Here is a 17,493-nt window from a genome sequence, read left to right on the forward strand (position 1 = left end):
CGCGGCCACCCGTCTGTACGGGCGGCCATGCCTAGATAAGTCAAATGCGGCCGTCGGTCGACCCACCGGGATCAGGCGGCCTTATCCTTCGCCTTGCGCGGCATATGGGCGACGACGTTCTCGATCATGCGCATGCCGGCACTCTGCCCGAGCGACATGATCGATTCGGGGTGAAACTGCACCGCGGCCACCGGCTCGTGCCTGTGCTCGATCGCCATGATGGTGCCGTCCTCCGTGGTGGCAGTCACGGTGAATTCCGCCGGCAGATGCACCGGATCGGCGCAGATCGAGTGATAGCGGCCGACCGTGATTTCCTGCGGCAAGCCGGAAAACACCACGCCGGGATCCGAGACGCGAATGCGCGAGGGCTTGCCGTGCATCGGTATGTCGAGCTGACGAAGCACGCCGCCATAGGCTTCGGCCAGCGCCTGCAGCCCAAGGCAGACGCCGAATACCGGCAGGTCGCGCGCCCGCGCCTTGCCGATGGTGGAGGCGCAGTCGAAATCCTTCGGCGTGCCGGGGCCGGGCGACAGCACCACAAGATCGGGCTTCAGCGAGTCGAACAACTCGTTGGGAACCGGCGCCCGTACGGTGGAAACATCCGCCCCGGTCTGCCGGAAATAGTTGGCGAGCGTGTGGACGAAACTGTCCTCATGATCGACCAGCAGGATTTTCACCCCGTCACCGACGCGGGCGGACTGGCGTTCGACGGCGGCCGAATTGCCGGCCTTGGCGTCACGGATGGCAGACAGCATGGCGGATGCTTTCAGTTCTGTTTCGGCTTCTTCGTCTTCCGGCACGGAATCATATAGTAATGTAGCACCGGCTCGGACTTCGGCGATCCCGTCCTTTATGCGGATCGTCCTGAGCGTCAGGCCGGTGTTGAGGTCACCGTTGAAATGCACCATGCCGATGGCGCCCGCATACCAGGCGCGCGGGCTTTTCTCGTGCTTTTCGATGAAGCGCATCGCCCACAGCTTCGGCGCGCCGGTCACCGTCACCGCCCACGCATGCGAAAGGAACGCGTCGAACGCATCCATGCCTTCGCGCAGTCGCCCCTCGATATGGTCGACCGTGTGGATGAGGCGCGAATACATTTCGATCTGGCGTCGACCGATGACGCGCACCGAACCCGGCTCGCAGACACGGCTCTTGTCGTTGCGGTCGACGTCCGAGCACATGGTCAGCTCGGATTCGTCCTTCTTCGAATTGAGCAGCTTCAGGATCTGCTCGGAATCGGAGATGGCATCGTCGCCGCGCTTGATGGTGCCGGAGATCGGGCACGTCTCGACCCTCCGGCCGTTTACGCGCACGAACATTTCAGGCGAGGCGCCGATCAGATATTCGTTTTCGCCGAGATTGATGAAGAAGGAATAGGGAGAGGGGTTGATCGTCTTCAGCCGTCGCGAAATGTCGGAGGGCGCGGTCTCGCAGCGTTCGTAGAACATCTGGCCGGGAACCACCTCGAACAGGTCGCCGCGCCGGAAGCTTTCCTTGGCCTTTTCGACGATCCTTGCATATTCGCCGGGCTCGTGGTCGCCGCGCGGCGGCACGTGATCGGCAGGCTTGAAAGGCCGCGCCTCGTTTTCACGCGGCAGACCTTCGGTCGAAAAGCCGTCGCCGGAATAGTCGTAGCGGTCGTGCCAGGCCTTGGCCTGATGGTGGTCGACGACGAGGATTTCGTCGGGCAGATAGAGCACCAGGTCACGCTGGCTCTCGGCGCGTTTTAGCTGGTGTTCGACCGGGTCGAACTGGAAAGCGAGATCGTAGCCGAAGGCGCCGTAAAGGCCGAGGCTGGCATCATTTTCGGTCCTGAACATCGCGGTGATGGCGCGAAGCACCGTGAACACCGAAGGCACGCGGCTGCGCTCTTCCTCGGCAAAGACGCGGCCGGGCATGGCGACGTCGAGCCGGATCAGTCGGGCGCTGCTCTCGGCGATGGTCACGTCGGCAAGCGGCGAAAGGACCCCCGCGATCGCCGGCAGCATCACCTCGCCGCGCGCATTCAGCGCCTCGATGCGCATGGCACGGCCGCGCGCGCTGATCACCAGCGGTGGGTCGATGATTGCCGTGTCCCAACGGGTATAGCGTCCGGGATATTCGTAGTTGGACGAAAACACCGCGCCGCGCCGCGAGTTCAACCCGTCTATGTAGGCCTCGATGGAGCCGGCATAGCCGGTATCGTGGCGGCTGCGCGTAACGGTCACCCCGCCTGTGGTTACGAAGCGCTCGGCGCCGTTTTCAAGAGTTTCGACCGACATTTCCCGTCTCCATTTTCGCCGTCAGGCAAACCCGGAAAGCTCTTGAAAAAACAAATGGCCGCCCGGATATCCGTTGCGGCCACCAAATTTCACGCGCACGCGCTCGTCAGGCCGCTTTCAGCAGGCCCACCACCAATGCGTCGTGTTCGAAATCGAAGTCATGGTTTCCCATAGCGGCGAATGCGGGACGGAGCAAGTGGATTCCGAAGGAGCCGCGAAAGGGCCGGCTACCTAATGTAGGTCTTGTAGACCCAGCCTTCCCGCCCGTCGAAGGCTATTTTGCACCAGGACTTGCATTCGATGACATTGACCGATGCCTTGGCCGGCACGACCGTCAGCACCTTGGCATCCTGGTCGGGCGAGGCGCGCATGTTCACCGCCTTCCTCACATGGGCGGTACGGCCCGCACCATCGGTGTCGGCGGCTTCAGCCGCCTTCGGCGCCTGCCGCGTGTCCTTCACCGCTGCTTCAAGAACGGCGGCCGGAATCGAGCCGGTCGTCGTGGCCCTGTCGGGCAGATAGGCCATTTCCGGCCCGGCCTTCCCGTCCGCCTTCGCGATGTCGTCGACCAGCGGGAACGGGGCGTGGCCTGGTTGCGTCGGCTTGGCTTGTGCGGTGTCGACTTCGGCCGGGGTTGCAGGAGCGGGTGCCGGTGCGGCAGCGCTCGCCGTACGCGGGGCGGGCACTCCCTGTATCGGCAACGGTCGTGGATCGGTCTTCGGTGCGGTTTTGGGCTCGGCCTTTGCCTCGATGCTGGCGAAGGTCGCCGGCTCCACGCGGATTGCCGGCGGATCGTAGAGCAGCGTCGTGCCGACGCCGATGCCGGCGAGCACGACCGCGCTTGCGCTGGGGATTGCCAGCTTGCGCAGCAAAGGCAATGCCCTGACCGCCTGGGCCTCGATCAGCCGGTAGATGTCGGCCGCGCGATCGATCACCGAGCGATCATCCTGCGCATGGCCGTCCTCGGCCTTGGCGTTCCAGTCGTAACGGCAGGCCGGCGCGGTCTTCTGCGCAACGCCGGCGACGGCTTCGCCGGCGCGTCGTGCGGGCGACGCTGCCGGAGCAGTTCGGCGATAGGTGTCCGCTACAGGCGCTGCATTGTCCGACGCCTCCGATTGATCGGCGTCGTGCTCATCGGTGTCGTTCGTGCTTTTAAACAAATCGGCTCCACGCAACGATCGAAACAAGAATCTATTCCGCCGTCCGCTTCATGGCCTTGAACCCTGAAAACGTACGTCCCCGAACAGTGTCGGCGGAATAAAAACGCCAGTTGTGGCTTTTCTGTGCCGCCAAAGCAATTTTCGGTGGAAAGCCAGTCCAGTTAATTGCCGCTGGCTTCCCGTGCCATTTCATCGAGCAAGGTGTTGACCTCGTCGCGCCCGCCGCCCTCGGGCAACCGGCGGAAGCCGACATTGACCTTTCCGGGCGCATCCTCGGTTTCGTAGACGAAGAGTATGTATGGGCAATAGGCGATATTGGCCGCGTCCTGTTCCATGACCCGGCGCGAAACCACCGCCGAGCAGAACTGGAAGAACTCGGCATTGCGGTAAAGCGTCTTGCTCGCTCCAACATCGGCGGCGGTGCGCTTCAGCATCTCGCCGATGAGGCCATGATAGTCGACCAGATAGCCCCGGTTGACGATGGCGTCATTCACGTCGCTGGCGACGTCGGCGAACGGTGCCTCGACCGTGTAGACGACGACATCCTCGGATGCGTTGGCCGGTGCCGCCGAAAGGAGGGAGACGGCGAGACATGCCAAGGCTGAAAGGAAGGCGTATTTCATCGCTATCTCCTGGAAGGCTTTCGCCGGTGAGCGACGCGCCGAAATATATGCCAAGATGAATATGTTCGGATTCGGATGTCAAGCCGCTGCTGCTTGACGGCGGTGGCCGCGCCAAATACATTCAAAAACCAATATGTGATGGGGGAAGGTCAGATGCCGACGATGCCAACTTGCCGGTCCGGGCTTTTCTCACGGCGCCAGGCGCTGCTCATGGGGGGAGGCGCTGCCGCGCTTGCCGTTGCGGGTGTGCCATGGCCGGCGGCTGCCATCGGCCGTATCGCGGCGGGTGACGCGGAGATCACCATCGTCAGCGACGGTCATCTGGTATTGCCGGCGCCATTCGTGCTGCCCGACGTGCCGGAAGCCGACCGCGCCGCGCTTCTGTCGGGCAATGGCATGTCGACTGAGACGCTCAATCCCGATTGCAACATATCCTTCGTGCGCGCCGGAGATCGTTTGGCGATCTTCGATGTCGGCTCGGGGCCGAACTTCATGCCGAGCGCCGGCAAGCTGCTGGAGAATCTCGCCGAGGCCGAGATCGATCCGGCCGATGTCACCGATGTCATCTTCACCCACGCGCATCCGGATCATTTCTGGGGACTGACCGACGAGTTCGACGAACTGATCTTTTCCAACGCCACCTATCGCATGGCCGAGGCCGAATGGAACTTCTGGCGGGCCGACGACACGCTGGAAAAGATGCCTGAGGATCGCAAGTCCTTCGTTGTCGGCGCGCAGGGCCGCATGCCGCTGATCGAGGAGAAAATCGAGCTGTTCACGCCGGGAACCGAGGTCTTCCCGCAGGTCGAGGCGGTCGACACGCCGGGCCACACGCCCGGACACGTCTCCTTCATGGTGCATGGCGGCAGCGATCCGGTGCTGATCGTCGGCGATGTGCTCGCCAATCCGGTTTCCTTCGCCAGGCCGGACTGGCATTGGGGCACCGACCATGACCCGCAGATCGGCTCGGCGACGCGCAAAAAATTGCTCGACCGCATTGCCGCCGAGAAGGTCCGGCTCATCGGCTTCCACCTGCCGCATCCGGGTGCAGGCACGGCCGAGGCTCACGATGGCGCTTATCGGTTCGTGCCGGCCGCATAGCCAGACTCCTTCGAGCCGGCTCCGCTTGGGCCGCTTCCCGCTTTCAGGTCATGCCCTGGAAAATACGCGGAATGCAGCGAAGGGCGATCCCTCGATTAGATAGCCGAGGCCCATCCGCGCGCCGACCGCGATCGATGCCATGGCAAAGGGCGCCGAGATCGCCAGCACCGAGACGGCGCTGACGCCCTGTCCGATGGTGCAGCCCATGGCGAAAACGCCGCCGGCGCCCATCAGGAAGCCGCCGGCGATATGGCGGCTCAGTTCGCGCGCATCGTCGCAGGCTTCCCAGCGGACGTCCTTGCGCTTGAAGGCGCAAAGTGCCGCGCCCAATACCACCCCGATCACCAGGCCGACGCCATAGTCGGGAAAGACGCCGGTGAAGGTTATCATCTGCAGGATGGTGTCGGCGACAGGCACGACGAACGAGGCCGCCTCCAACTGCACCGGGTCGAAGGCATGACGGCTGGCCAGACTGGTCGCCAGCCAGCCGAACGCAATGACCAGTCCGACCACGGCCCCGGTCAGGATGCTGGCATGGGCGCGGCGATAATCGCCGTCGCGAAACACCCACCAGAACAGCGCGAGCGCCACGACGATTGCTATTGCCAGCCTGAGGTCGATGCCGACCAGGGCCGAAACAAGCGAGCCGAGCGACTGGTCGCCGGCATGGGAAAGGTCGATCACCAGATTGTCCACGACCTGCACCCTCACCAGGCCGACCAGCCCGCGCTGCGCAGCGAGCGCCGAAAGACCGAGCACCAGGAGCACGACAAGCGAGCGCAGGCTTCCGCCGCCGGTGCGCACCAGCGCGCCGAAGCCGCATGTGCCGACCAGCGCCATTCCGAAGCCGAATGCCAGCCCTCCGATGATGGCGCCGGTCAGTCCGAAAAGCGGGGAGAGATAGAAGCTGTCGCGAAGGTCGACGAGGTCGGCGGCGATCAGCATCTGGGTTGCCGCCAGCGCCACCGCCGCGGCAAGCGCCCAGGTGCGGACGCCGCGGCTGTCATTAGCATACCAGTGCCGCTCCAGCGCCGCCATCGTGCAGAAGTGCGAGCGGCGGGCGACGAACCCCAGTAACGTGCCCGCTAGAAGTCCGGCGACCGGCAGGAACCACGGCGATCCGAAAATTTCCACCATCTCCTCCTTGCGTGACGGTCACTTGGCTCCTGCGCACGAGCGGCGCAAAACGCGCCGTCGGTAGCTCGTGAGAGTACCTGTCATGCTGGTGCAGCCGGCCGGCAAAGACAAGGGAGGAGATGCGACAAGATGGATTTTTATTCTCTCTCTCGTCCGTTCCGAAGAAAACCCTGCCTGTGTTTCCACCGCCGTGCACATTTCGATACCCCGATTTTTCTGAATGTCTCCCCTAGAATTCGCGGCCAAGTAGAAAGAACCCTCTCTGGAGCCGCCTCATGGACCTCATCCCGGCAATCGACGTGATCGGCGAAAATGGCACCGCGCTTGCGGGAGGTGCCATGCTTGGCGCGGTCTTCGGGTTCCTGGCGCAACGAACCAGGTTCTGCACGCGCTCGGCCGTGCTCGACGTGGTGCGCGCTCGTGGGCTTTCCTCGCTCGCGATCTGGTTCGCGGGCTTTGCGGTTGCCATGTTCGGCGTTCAACTGCTGCTTGCCTATGGCGCGCTCGATGTTGCCGAGACGCGTTTCTTTTCGACCGCGCAGAGCCTGTCGGGCGCCCTGATCGGCGGCGGCCTCTTTGGCGTCGGCATGGTGCTGGCGCGCGGTTGCGTCTCGCGGCTCCTGGTGCTCGGCGCGTCCGGCAATCTGAGGGCGGTGTTCACGATCCTTGTCACGGCGATTGTCGGCCTCGCCACTTATGACGGCATCCTCGTGCCGCTGCGCGATTCGATCGGCGGCTTGTGGAACACGGCCGCGATCGGCGGCAACGATCTTCTGGCGCATGCGGCGCTGCCGCAGTCGGCCGGCGTCTGGCTGGGGTTGGTTCTGGCGCTCGGTGCCGTGGCGCTCGCTGTCGCGGCCCGGCTTTCCGTCTGGAATTTCCTCGGTGCTGCGGGTGTCGGCGCGACCATCGCCGGCGGCTGGTATTTCACCTATACCCTGTCGACGCAGGTGTTCGAGCCCATCCAGGCAGAAAGCCTGTCCTTCATTCGCCCGCTTGCCACAAGTAGCGCGCTGCTCGGCGGATCATCAGCGGCAGGGCTCGATCAGGGTCTGTTGATCGGAACGATCCTCGGCGCCTTTGCCGCGGCGGTGATCTTCCGCAATTTCCGCATCTCCACCTTCTCCGAGCCCGGAACGCCGTCGATCATCCGCTACGCGGCGGGCGGTCTGCTGATGGGATTCGGCGGCATCCTTGCCGTCGGCTGCACGGTGGGTGCGGGTCTCACCGGCGGGTCCGTGCTGGCCGTTTCTTCGCTCACCGGCCTTGCCGCCATGATGATCGGCGCCGGCGTGGCCGACCGGGTCATCGACGGGCGCGCGCAGAGCGCGGCAAGCCAGCAGGCGCATCCGGTCGCGGCCGAATAACCGCAGCCTATCCTATGTGTTCGGCTTCCTGACCGAGGCGCAGAACAGATCGTAGAGCGTGCCGACGACGGCCGATATTTCGGCGCTGGCGATCGAATAATAGATGACGCGCCCCTCGCGCCTGGTGTTGACCAGCCGGTCGAACCGAAGCCTTGCAAGCTGCTGGGAAACGGCGGCCTGCGGCAGGTTCATGATCTCCTCGAGTTCGGAAACCGATTTCTCGCCTTCGGCCAGCAGGCACAGAATCAGCAGGCGGCTTTCATGCGAAAGCGCCTTCAGGAGATCGCTCGCCTTGCGCGCCTGCGCCACCAGCGCCTCGAAGTCGGCACGGGTCTGCTTGCTGTCGAATTTCGGAAGGCTCATTCGAACTACCTGTCGTTACCACGGCCTGGGTGGGTCGCCTTAGCCGGCTGTCGCTCGGTCGAGCTTGGCAAGAAGCTCGTCTAGAAGATACCAGAAAAACTCGCTGCCAGGGTAACCGCGAATTCGGTCGATCTCCTTGCCGTTTTCGATCAGGATGAACGTTGGCGTGAAGGGCTCGGGCGCAATGCCGTCGAGATCTGCGGGCCAATCCTGGGTGACATCGACCCGGCGCAGCGGCGCCCGCCGTCCCTGCTCGGTCTTCGGATAGGCCGGCGCGATCTCGGCATTGAACTGGGCGCACCAGACGCAACCGGGCCTTTCCAGCATGACCAGTTCCGCGGCCACTGCCGGCGTGGCCAGGGCCAGCACGACGAAACACGCTGCAATCATCGAGCGAAACATAAACCGCACCGCACAACCTCATTCCGTTTGCAACATATAGAAATATTCGTATATTTGCCACCCCGACCATGGAACAGGGGTTTGCCGCGGTCGTGCGGCCGGGAGGGGGCGATGACATGCTGGATGTGAGTGTAGGCGGGGCGTTCCTGGCAGGACTGCTGTCTTTCGTGTCGCCTTGCGTCCTGCCGATCGTGCCACCCTATCTTGCGTGGCTCGCCGGTCTCAGTTTCGAGGAGCTCAAATCCGAGAAAATCGAAAGCGGCACGCGCCGGCGAATCGTTCTGGCGGCGGTGGCTTTCGTTCTGGGGTTCGCGACCGTATTCGTCGCCCTCGGCGCCACCGCCAGCGTGATCGGCAAGACCATCGCGCAATATTTCGACATTCTGTCCGTCATTGCGGGCATCATCATCATCGTCATGGGGCTGCATTTCGTCGGTGCGTTCCGCATCGCGTTCCTGTATCGCGAGGCCCGCATACAGGTCGACCGCAAGCCTGCCGGCCTGCTCGGTGCTTATGTCATGGGACTGGCCTTCGCCTTCGGCTGGACGCCTTGCGTCGGTCCGGTACTGGCCGCGATCCTGTTCGTTGCGGGCTCTGAGGGAACGGCGCTGCGCGGCGCCGGCCTGCTGGCGTTTTATTCGCTCGGCATCGGCATCCCCTTCATTCTGGCCGCCGTGTTCGCCAGCCGGTTTCTTTCCTGGGCGGCGCGTTTTCGCCGTCACATGCATAAGGTCGAAATCGCCATGGGCGTGCTGCTGATCTTAACCGGCATCCTGTTCATCACCGGGCAGATGTCCGTCATCTCGTATTGGCTGCTCGAAACATTTCCAATCTTCGCGACAATTGGGTAGGAGTTGCCGCCATGCTGAAGACAATCTTTGCCGCTCTTGGAATGCTGATTGCGCTCGCCCTGCCGGCGGCCGCCGAGATAGGCGACGACGGGCTGCACAAGGAGGCGTGGTTCTCCATGACCTTCCGCGACATCGCCGAGGACATTGCCAGCGCCAAGGAAGAGGGAAAGCGGCTGGCTATCGTCTTCGAGCAACGTGGCTGCATCTATTGCGCGGCCATGCATGAGAAGCTGCTTTCCGATCCGGAAGTGCGCGACTTCATCGAAGCGAATTTCAAGGTCGTCCAGTACAATATGTTCGGCGACGAGGAGGTGACCGACCTCGACGGCGAGAAGCTGACCGAAAAAACCGCCGCCCGCAAATGGTCGGTGGTGTTTACTCCGACAATCCTGTTCCTGCCGGAGGAGGCGCCGGAGGGCAAGACTGCGGCCGAGGCAGCGGTGGCGACGATGCCGGGCGCATTCGGCAAATGGACGTTCCTGCACATGTTCCAGTGGGTTTCGGAAAAGGGCTATGAAGGCGAGGAGCATTTCCAGAAATACCACGCCCGCATGCTGGAAGAACTGCGTGCCGCCGGCCGGCTGGATGTTGAGTGAGCGGCATCGGCAGGCCTCTTCCTGGGCGACATATGCAGAAAATCATATTTTTGAATTGAAGTAAGATGCCGAACGTGTCTAAAGTGATTTCTGGAGCGGCTGCGCCGGATCGACGCAGGACAATCGAGGGGAGGACGACAGGCCGATGAATAGCTTGAAACTGGCATTGGCCGGGGCATTTCTCCTGCAGGCAGGCGTCGCGTTTGCCGCCGAAATCGCGCCCGACGCCGTCAAGTTCGAGGACAATGCGGTTGCCGTTTCGCTGAGCGGCGGCCCGGGTGATCCGGCCGCGGGCGCCGAGGTGTTCAAGGATCGCGGCCTTGGCAATTGCCTGGCCTGCCACGCCAACGCGGACATGGAAAAAGAGCTGTTCCACGGCACTGTCGGCCCATCTATGGACGGCGTCGCGGAGCGGTGGACGCCGGAGGAGTTGCGCGCCATCGTGACCAACTCCAAAAAGGTTTTTGGCGAGGAGACGGTGATGCCCGGCTTTTACTCGCTGGAGGTCGGCAAGAATGTCGGCGAGGATTTTGTCGGCAAGACCATTTTGACCGCGCAGCAGGTCGAGGATGTCGTCGCCTATCTGTCGACGCTCAAGGAATGATTTGGAACTCAGGAGCAAGCGGATGAAAATCAACCGACGCGAAGCGCTGGCCCTTTCGGGCGGAGCGGCCGTCTTCGCCATGATGGGCCTCCAGGTCTCTTCGGCCTATGCCAGCGCGGAAGAGACGGAAAAGAGCATCATGGAGTTTACCGGCGGCAAGACGCCGGAGGCCGGCAAGATCACTTTGACGGCGCCCGAAATCGCCGAGAATGGCAACACCGTGCCGATTACCGTCAATGTCGAGAGCGCGATGAGCGGCGACGACCTGGTTCAGTCGGTGATCATCCTTGCCGACGGCAATCCGAACCCGGCGGTGGCGACTTTCAATTTCACCGAGGCAAGCGGCGCGGCCGCGGCGACGACCCGCATGCGTCTGGCCAAGACGCAGAACGTCATTGCGATTGCGAAGATGGCGGATGGCTCGGTGTTCGTCGACAAGAAGCAGGTCAAGGTGACCATCGGCGGCTGCGGCGGCTGAGCGGTCAGGAAGGAATATTCACATGGCTACCCCAAAACCACGCGTGAAACTGCCGAAGTCGGCTTCGGCCGGCGAGGTCATCACCATCAAGACGCTGATCAGCCACGAGATGGAATCCGGCCAGCGCAAGGATAAGGAAGGCAAGGTTATCCCGCGCCAGATCATCAATAAGTTCACCTGCGAGTTCAACGGCGCGCCGGTGTTTTCCTGCGATCTGGATCCGGCGGTCTCGGCAAATCCCTATTTCGAGTTCAACGCCAAGATCAACGAAAGCGGAACGTTCAAGTTCACCTGGGTGGACGATGACGGCTCGGTCTATTCCGACGAGCAGAAGATCGAAGTGAAGTAAGCCGCGAGGGGCCGCGCTGGCGGTCCCGACAAGCAAGCTGGGGGAGGAAGGCCGTGAAACATAAATTTGCCGCTGTCGCATTGGGCGCGTTCATGGCGTCGGCGACGGCCTTGACGATGGCCACGGCCGATCCCATCGATGCCAAACTTTCCATCGACGGCGTCGAAATCATCACCCACGCCAAGGCGCCGGAGGGCCTGCCCTTCGACGAGGTCTTGTCGGGCTGGCTGTTCCGCGAGGCCGAAACCCGCGCGCTGCAGGAAGACTCGTTCGAAAATCCCGGCATGCTGGCGGTCGAACGCGGCGAGGAAGTCTGGAACACGGTCGATGGCACCAAGGGCAAGTCCTGCGCCTCCTGCCACAATGACGCGTCCGAAACGATGAAGGGGGTCGGCGCGCACTATCCCAAATGGGACGCCGACGCCAAGCGCCCGATCAACATCGAACTGCAGATCGACAAGTGCCGCGTCGAGAATATGGGGGCGGAAGCCTACAAGTTCGATGCCGAGGAACAGGTCGCCTTGACCAGCTACATCAAGCACCAGTCGCTCGGTGAGCCGGTGTCGCTCGACCTTACCCAGGGCGACCTGCAAAGCTGGTGGGACCGCGGCAAGGAGACTTATTACACGCGCACCGGTCAGCTCAATCTCGCCTGCGCGTCGTGCCACGAAGCCAATGCCGGCAAGATGATCCGCGCCGACCATTTGAGCCAGGGACAGGCCAACGGCTTCCCGACCTACCGGCTGAAGGATGGTCTGGTATCGCTGCACAAGCGTTTCCGCGGTTGCGTTCGCGACACCCGCGCGGAAACGCCGAAGGCCTTTTCCGACGATCTTATGGCGCTGGAGCTTTACGTGACCTGGCGCGGCACCGGGCTTGCCGTCGAGACGCCGGCCGTCCGGCATTAGCGCACTGTGCGTCTATTCCGGACGCACAAAGGACGCGCTAACGCTTTGAATTGCTGCATCGTGCTGCCTTAAAGTCGATTCTGATTTTGGGGCGATGCAGTGGAAACAACAAGAGCGCCAGTACGGTCCGTCGGGACTCACGGCGCTCTGGTCGCGGCGGGCTGACCCGCCTTCACTCCCTGTGTGCTGACGCATCTGGCCGCGCGCCGGAGGTCCGCAGGTTCTTCTGGAGTAAAGATGTTCTCACGACGCGAATTCCTGATGGCCACGGCAGCGCTTTCGGCGATTGCGGGCCCCGCCCTTGTCGGCAAATGGTCGCGCGCGGCCGCTCAGCAGGCACTGTCGGAGAACGACCTTCTCGACTTTGACAGCTTCGGCAACGTAACGCTCGTCCATGTCACCGACATCCACGGCCAGTTGATGCCGGTCTATTTCCGCGAGCCTTCGGTCAATCTCGGCGTTGGGCCGGTCGCCGGCCTGCCGCCGCATGTCACCGGCGCCGATTTCCTGAAACTCTACGACATCACTCCGGGATCGCCGCATGCCTATGCATTGACGGCGCAGGACTTCGAGGCGCTGGCCAAGGGTTATGGCAAGATGGGCGGGCTCGACCGCATCGCCACGATCGTGAAGCGTATCCGTGCCGAGCGCGGCGACAATATGCTGCTGCTTGACGGCGGCGATACCTGGCAGGGCAGCTACACTTCGCTGCAGACGAAGGGCCAGGACATGGTCGACGCCATGAACGCGCTGGCGCCCGACGCCATGACCGGCCATTGGGAATTCACCTATGGCACCGACCGGGTGCAGGAGATCGTCGAGGCGCTGCCGTTCACGTTTCTCGGCGGCAATATCTACGATGCCGAATGGAACGAGCCGGCCTTCGAGGCCTACAAGGTTTTCGAGAAGGGCGGCGTGAAGGTCGGCGTCATCGGCCAGGCATTTCCCTATACGCCGATCGCCAATCCGCGCTGGATGTTCCCGAACTGGTCGTTCGGCATCCGCGAGGAGGATATCGTCGCCAACATCGCGGCCGCCAGGGAAGACGGCGCCGAGCTGATCGTGCTCCTGTCGCACAACGGCTTCGATGTCGACCGCGCGCTTGCTTCTCGCGTCGAGGGCATCGACGTCATCCTCACCGGGCACACACATGATGCGCTGCCGGAGCCGGTGCTGGTCGGCAAGACCCTGCTGATTGCCAGCGGCTCGCACGGCAAGTTCGTCACCCGGCTCGATCTCGACGTGCAGGGCGGCGAGATGAAGGGCTTCCGCCATCGCCTGATCCCGGTATTCTCGGACGTGATCGCCCCCGATGCCGAAATGACCAAGCTGATCGGCGAGCTGCGTGCGCCCTATGAACAGGAACTCAAGCGCGAACTCGCCACCACCGAATCGCTGCTGTTCCGGCGCGGCAACTTCAACGGCACCTTCGACGACCTGATCTGCCAGGCGCTGCTCGACGTGCGCGAAGCCGATATCGCGTTGTCGCCGGGCTTCCGCTGGGGCACGTCGGTTCTGCCCGGCCAGAAAATCACTGTCGAGGATCTCCACAACGCCTGCGCCATGACCTACCCGGCCGCCTATCGCTCGACCATGAGCGGCAAGGTGCTGAAGGAAATCCTCGAGGACGTCGCCGACAATCTGTTCAACAAGGATCCCTATTACCAGCAGGGCGGCGACATGGTGCGTGTCGGCGGCATGGGCTACACCATCGACCCGCAAGGCGAGATGGGCGGGCGCATTTCCAATATGACGCTGCTCAAATCCGGCGAGCCCATCGCCGCCGATAAGGACTATGTCGTCGCCGGCTGGGCCTCGGTCAACGAGAATACCGAAGGTCCGCCGATCTGGGATGTTGTCGAGGACTACCTCGCCAAAAACCCGGTTGTGAAGCTCGAAGCCAACCGTTCGGTCAAGCTGGCGGATTGAGTTAGGCGCCGGGCGTCCAAACCGGATTCGACGTTTCGGTCCGATGCTTAAGCCGGCGTTCCGGCATTCGACAAACCGATTGCGCTCTGATATATAGAAAAAATTGAATATGATTCCGCAGCAAACCGGGAGGAATCTATGACCGTTGTGGACAGCGTCGCGAAGACCGGAGCGTCGCGAAGGCAATTCCTGAAGGCCGGGCTTGCCGGCGGGGTGGCGGCTGCTGCCGGCTCGGTCGCCGGTGGCGCGCTTGCCGCAGGCGATCCGGCGATCACCGAGATTCAGGACTGGAACCGCTATTCCGGCGACGGCGTCGATGCCCACCCCTATGGCAAGCCGTCGCAGTTCGAAAGCGAGGTCATCCGCCGCAACGTGGCGTGGCTGACGGCCGATCCTATCTCGTCGGTCAATTTCACGCCGCTGCATGAGCTTGACGGGATCATCACGCCGAACGGACTGTGTTTCGAGCGGCATCACGCCGGCATCGCCGTGGTCGATCCGCAGAAGCACCGGCTGATGATCAACGGTCTGGTCGACACGCCGCTGGTCTTCACCATGGCCGACCTGATGCGCTTTCCGCGCGAAAACCGCGTCTATTTCCTCGAATGCGCCGCCAATTCCGGCATGGAATGGCGCGGCGCCCAGCTCAATGGCTGCCAGTTCACGCATGGAATGGTGCATTGCGTGATGTATACGGGCGTGCCGCTCAAATATCTGCTCGAGGAAGCCGGCGTCAAAACCAGCGCCAAATGGATCATGCCTGAGGGTGCCGACGCCTCTGCGATGACGCGCTCGATCCCGCTCGAAAAGGCTCTCGACGATTGCCTCGTCGCCTTCAAGATGAATGGCGAGGCGCTGCGCCCCGAGCAGGGCTATCCGCTGCGCCTGGTCGTGCCCGGCTGGGAAGGCAATATGTGGATCAAATGGCTTCGCCGCATCGAAGTTGGCGACGAGCCCTGGCACCAGCGCGAGGAAACCTCGAAATACACAGACCTGCTGGCCAACGGCAAGGCGCGCCGGTTTACCTGGCTGATGGACGTGAAGTCGGTGATCACCAATCCAAGTCCGCAGGCGCCGATCAAACACAAGCGCGGCCGCACCGTGCTCAGCGGGCTGGCATGGTCCGGCAACGGCACCATCAAGCGTGTCGATGTCAGCCTCGATGGCGGCCGCAACTGGGTGACGGCGCGCATCGACGGACCGAGCCTCTCCAAGTCGCTGCACCGATTCTACCACGAGTTCGATTGGGACGGTTCGGAGCTGTTCCTGCAGTCGCGCGCCATCGACGAGGCCGGCTTCATCCAGCCCACCAAGGATGAGCTGCGCGCCGCGCGCGGAGAGAACTCGATCTACCACAATAACGGCATCCAGACCTGGCACGTAAACCGCGACGGAGTGATTGAAAATGTCGAGATTTCGTAGCGGAGCTTTCGCGGCAGGGGTCGCGCTCCTCGCCTCCGTCACCTCGGTTGCCGCACAGGATGCGGCCAAGGGCGAGAGCGTCTTTGCCCGCTGTAAGGCATGCCATGCCGTCGGCGAAGGCGCCAAGAACCGTGTCGGTCCACATCTGAACGATCTCTTCGGACGCGTCGCTGGCAGCACCGATGGCTTTAAATATTCGTCGGCCATGGCCAAGGCGGGCGAGGGCGGCCTGGTCTGGACGGAGGAAACGCTTGCCTCCTTTCTTGCCAAGCCCAAGGAGTTCGTCAAAGGCACCAAGATGGCTTTTGCCGGGCTGAAGAAGGAAGAGGAGGTCGCCGATCTGACCGCCTACCTCAAGACCTTCTCGGCGGATGCGGCGCCCGCTGCGCCGGCAGGTGAAGCTCCCGAAGCGCCGGCGGAGGAAAAATCGGGCGCTGCTGCCGAACCGACTGAGACGAAGGCTGCGGCTTCGACCGAAGCCGCCCCTGCGGAGGCAGCAGCCGAGGTCGCCGAGGAGATCCCGGCCCATGGTGTCTATCATCTCGGGCGGGCAGCAACGGAAGACGAAATTGCCGCCTGGGATATCGATATTCGGCCCGATGGAGCCGGTCTGCCCGAGGGGCGCGGCACGGTTGCCCAAGGCGAGGCGCTGTTCACTGATCAATGTGCGTCCTGCCACGGTGATTTCGGCGAGGCCGTCGGGCGCTGGCCGGTACTTGCCGGCGGTCAGGATACGCTGACCAACGATCGCCCGGAAAAGACCGTCGGCTCCTTCTGGCCCTATCTGTCGACCGTCTATGATTATATTCGCCGCGCAATGCCCTTCGGCGATGCCCGTTCGCTGAGCGACGACGACGTCTACGCGCTGACGGCCTATGTGCTTTATCTGAACAACGTCGTCACCGACGAGGAATTCGAGCTGTCGAAGGAGAATTTCACCTCGATCCGGCTGCCTAACGAAGACAATTTCGTCGACGACGACCGGCTTTCCGAAAAGCACTATGCCGACAAGGCCGAGCCGTGCATGAAGGACTGCAAGCCTGGCAAGGCCGAGATCCGCATGCACGCCGCCGTGCTGGACGTCACGCCGGACAATGCGGCGGATGATGAAGCTCCCACGGCCGGCATAGAATAGCGCTCAAGCGCAAGTTCATCATAGGCACGCAAGCCAGTTGAAGAGGTTCGAATAAACACGCCGCCAGCACGCGGCCAATGGGAGGAATGCATGCGAATGCCGAAATTTTTGCTGCTCGTGGTCGCCTTTGTCTTTGCCGGCTTGTCGCTGGCGGCGCCGGCAAAGGCGGAGGATAGATATGGCGAACAGAAGGTCGTCTACCATATCAACTATTCGGGTGGTGAAGCCGCAAAGGCCTATCGCACAGCGTTGAACAATGTTCAGAACCACATCAACGCGGTCGGCCGGGATCGTTTGACCGCCAAGATTCTCCTCCATGGCGATGGCGTGAACCTGTTGCGCGAGGCGATGGCCAACGAAAAGCTTCAGTCCGACGTAACGAGCCTCAAGGCGCAGGGCGTGCAGTTTCTCATTTGCAACAACACCCTGAAGGGCAGGAACATCGACTACGAAAACGATCTCTTCGAGGTATTCGAGGAAGATATCGTGCCGTCAGGTGTCGCCGAACTCAGCCGCCTCCAGCAACAGGGCTATACCTATATCAAGCCGTGAATGGCTCTCGTTTCTGCGGGATAAAAACCTGATCGTCCGAGCAGGCGAGCCGTCGATCATGGAATTGTCTGGGCAGGATACGGTGCGCTTTTTGCTCCGCCGCCAGGAATTTGCTTTTTCACCGCAGTGAGGTGACGGCAGTCGGCCGTCCGGCCCGGGATACGCTCCCGGGCCGGATGTTTGTCGTGGCTCAGCTGAGGCCGTCGATCTCGCCGTTTTCGTTGATGAGGATTTTCTCCGACGACGGCTTGGAGG

General features: G+C 62.6%; 18 protein-coding genes. 12 read left to right on the forward strand and 6 right to left on the reverse strand.

Annotation, left to right across the window (positions count from 1 at the left end; all coding sequences use genetic code 11):
* Positions 1-71: 71 nt before the first annotated feature.
* From ACLKMW_RS13180 to ACLKMW_RS13190, 3 genes are all read right to left on the reverse strand, one after another.
* On the reverse strand, positions 72-2,261 hold the full coding sequence (locus ACLKMW_RS13180) for an anthranilate synthase (RefSeq protein WP_415724912.1): 2,190 nt from the start codon (positions 2,259-2,261) through the stop codon (positions 72-74).
* A gap of 227 nt (positions 2,262-2,488) precedes the next feature.
* Complete coding sequence (locus ACLKMW_RS13185) at positions 2,489-3,421, reverse strand: SH3 domain-containing protein (RefSeq protein WP_415724913.1); 933 nt, start codon at positions 3,419-3,421, stop codon at positions 2,489-2,491.
* 161 nt (positions 3,422-3,582) lie between these two features.
* Positions 3,583-4,044: a DUF302 domain-containing protein gene (locus ACLKMW_RS13190; protein WP_415724914.1), complete on the reverse strand. Its 462-nt coding sequence runs from the start codon at positions 4,042-4,044 to the stop codon at positions 3,583-3,585.
* Positions 4,045-4,197: 153 nt separating this feature from the next.
* On the opposite strand from ACLKMW_RS13190, the gene ACLKMW_RS13195 reads away from it, so the two are divergent.
* Positions 4,198-5,145, forward strand: coding sequence for an MBL fold metallo-hydrolase (locus ACLKMW_RS13195; RefSeq protein WP_415724915.1), 948 nt, complete (start codon positions 4,198-4,200; stop codon positions 5,143-5,145).
* Between the two features lie 48 nt (positions 5,146-5,193).
* Here ACLKMW_RS13195 and ACLKMW_RS13200 read toward each other — a convergent pair whose 3' ends face one another.
* On the reverse strand, positions 5,194-6,282 hold the full coding sequence (locus ACLKMW_RS13200) for a YeeE/YedE family protein (protein WP_415724916.1): 1,089 nt from the start codon (positions 6,280-6,282) through the stop codon (positions 5,194-5,196).
* A gap of 275 nt (positions 6,283-6,557) precedes the next feature.
* Between ACLKMW_RS13200 and ACLKMW_RS13205 the strand changes: the two genes are divergently transcribed.
* A complete protein-coding gene (locus ACLKMW_RS13205; RefSeq protein ID WP_415724917.1) occupies positions 6,558-7,649 on the forward strand; it encodes a YeeE/YedE family protein in 1,092 nt (363 codons plus the stop codon).
* 12 nt (positions 7,650-7,661) lie between these two features.
* Here ACLKMW_RS13205 and ACLKMW_RS13210 read toward each other — a convergent pair whose 3' ends face one another.
* Positions 7,662-8,012: an ArsR/SmtB family transcription factor gene (locus ACLKMW_RS13210; RefSeq protein WP_415724918.1), complete on the reverse strand. Its 351-nt coding sequence runs from the start codon at positions 8,010-8,012 to the stop codon at positions 7,662-7,664.
* 39 nt (positions 8,013-8,051) lie between these two features.
* Positions 8,052-8,414, reverse strand: coding sequence for a thioredoxin domain-containing protein (locus ACLKMW_RS13215; RefSeq protein WP_415724939.1), 363 nt, complete (start codon positions 8,412-8,414; stop codon positions 8,052-8,054).
* 116 nt (positions 8,415-8,530) lie between these two features.
* Here ACLKMW_RS13215 and ACLKMW_RS13220 point away from each other — a divergent pair, with 116 nt between their 5' ends.
* The 10 genes from ACLKMW_RS13220 (at position 8,531) to ACLKMW_RS13265 (ending at position 17,238) form a co-directional block, all read left to right on the forward strand.
* Positions 8,531-9,265: a cytochrome c biogenesis CcdA family protein gene (locus ACLKMW_RS13220; protein ID WP_415724919.1), complete on the forward strand. Its 735-nt coding sequence runs from the start codon at positions 8,531-8,533 to the stop codon at positions 9,263-9,265.
* Between the two features lie 11 nt (positions 9,266-9,276).
* Entirely contained in the window at positions 9,277-9,861 is a 585-nt protein-coding gene (locus tag ACLKMW_RS13225) for a SoxW family protein (protein ID WP_415724920.1), read from the forward strand.
* A gap of 145 nt (positions 9,862-10,006) precedes the next feature.
* Positions 10,007-10,465 (forward strand): sulfur oxidation c-type cytochrome SoxX, encoded by a 459-nt coding sequence (gene soxX / locus ACLKMW_RS13230; RefSeq protein WP_415724921.1) that lies wholly within the window; start codon positions 10,007-10,009, stop codon positions 10,463-10,465.
* Between the two features lie 22 nt (positions 10,466-10,487).
* Entirely contained in the window at positions 10,488-10,943 is a 456-nt protein-coding gene (gene soxY, locus ACLKMW_RS13235; protein ID WP_415724922.1) for a thiosulfate oxidation carrier protein SoxY, read from the forward strand.
* A gap of 22 nt (positions 10,944-10,965) precedes the next feature.
* Entirely contained in the window at positions 10,966-11,292 is a 327-nt protein-coding gene (gene soxZ, locus ACLKMW_RS13240) for a thiosulfate oxidation carrier complex protein SoxZ (RefSeq protein ID WP_415724923.1), read from the forward strand.
* 92 nt (positions 11,293-11,384) lie between these two features.
* Positions 11,385-12,200, forward strand: a complete 816-nt coding sequence (gene soxA, locus ACLKMW_RS13245) for a sulfur oxidation c-type cytochrome SoxA (protein WP_415724940.1) — start codon at positions 11,385-11,387, stop codon at positions 12,198-12,200.
* A 237-nt stretch (positions 12,201-12,437) separates the two neighbouring features.
* Complete coding sequence (gene soxB, locus ACLKMW_RS13250; protein WP_415724924.1) at positions 12,438-14,129, forward strand: thiosulfohydrolase SoxB; 1,692 nt, start codon at positions 12,438-12,440, stop codon at positions 14,127-14,129.
* Between the two features lie 138 nt (positions 14,130-14,267).
* A complete protein-coding gene (soxC, locus tag ACLKMW_RS13255) occupies positions 14,268-15,551 on the forward strand; it encodes a sulfite dehydrogenase (RefSeq protein WP_415724925.1) in 1,284 nt (427 codons plus the stop codon).
* Positions 15,535-16,686, forward strand: a complete 1,152-nt coding sequence (locus ACLKMW_RS13260; protein WP_415724926.1) for a c-type cytochrome — start codon at positions 15,535-15,537, stop codon at positions 16,684-16,686. Before soxC ends, ACLKMW_RS13260 begins: the two co-directional genes overlap by 17 nt.
* A 96-nt stretch (positions 16,687-16,782) precedes the next feature.
* Positions 16,783-17,238, forward strand: coding sequence for a DsrE family protein (locus ACLKMW_RS13265; protein ID WP_415724927.1), 456 nt, complete (start codon positions 16,783-16,785; stop codon positions 17,236-17,238).
* Positions 17,239-17,493: the final 255 nt, after the last annotated feature.

Source organism: Borborobacter xinjiangensis (genome assembly GCF_047739745.1).
Taxonomy (GTDB): Bacteria; Pseudomonadota; Alphaproteobacteria; order Rhizobiales; family Rhizobiaceae; genus Pseudaminobacter.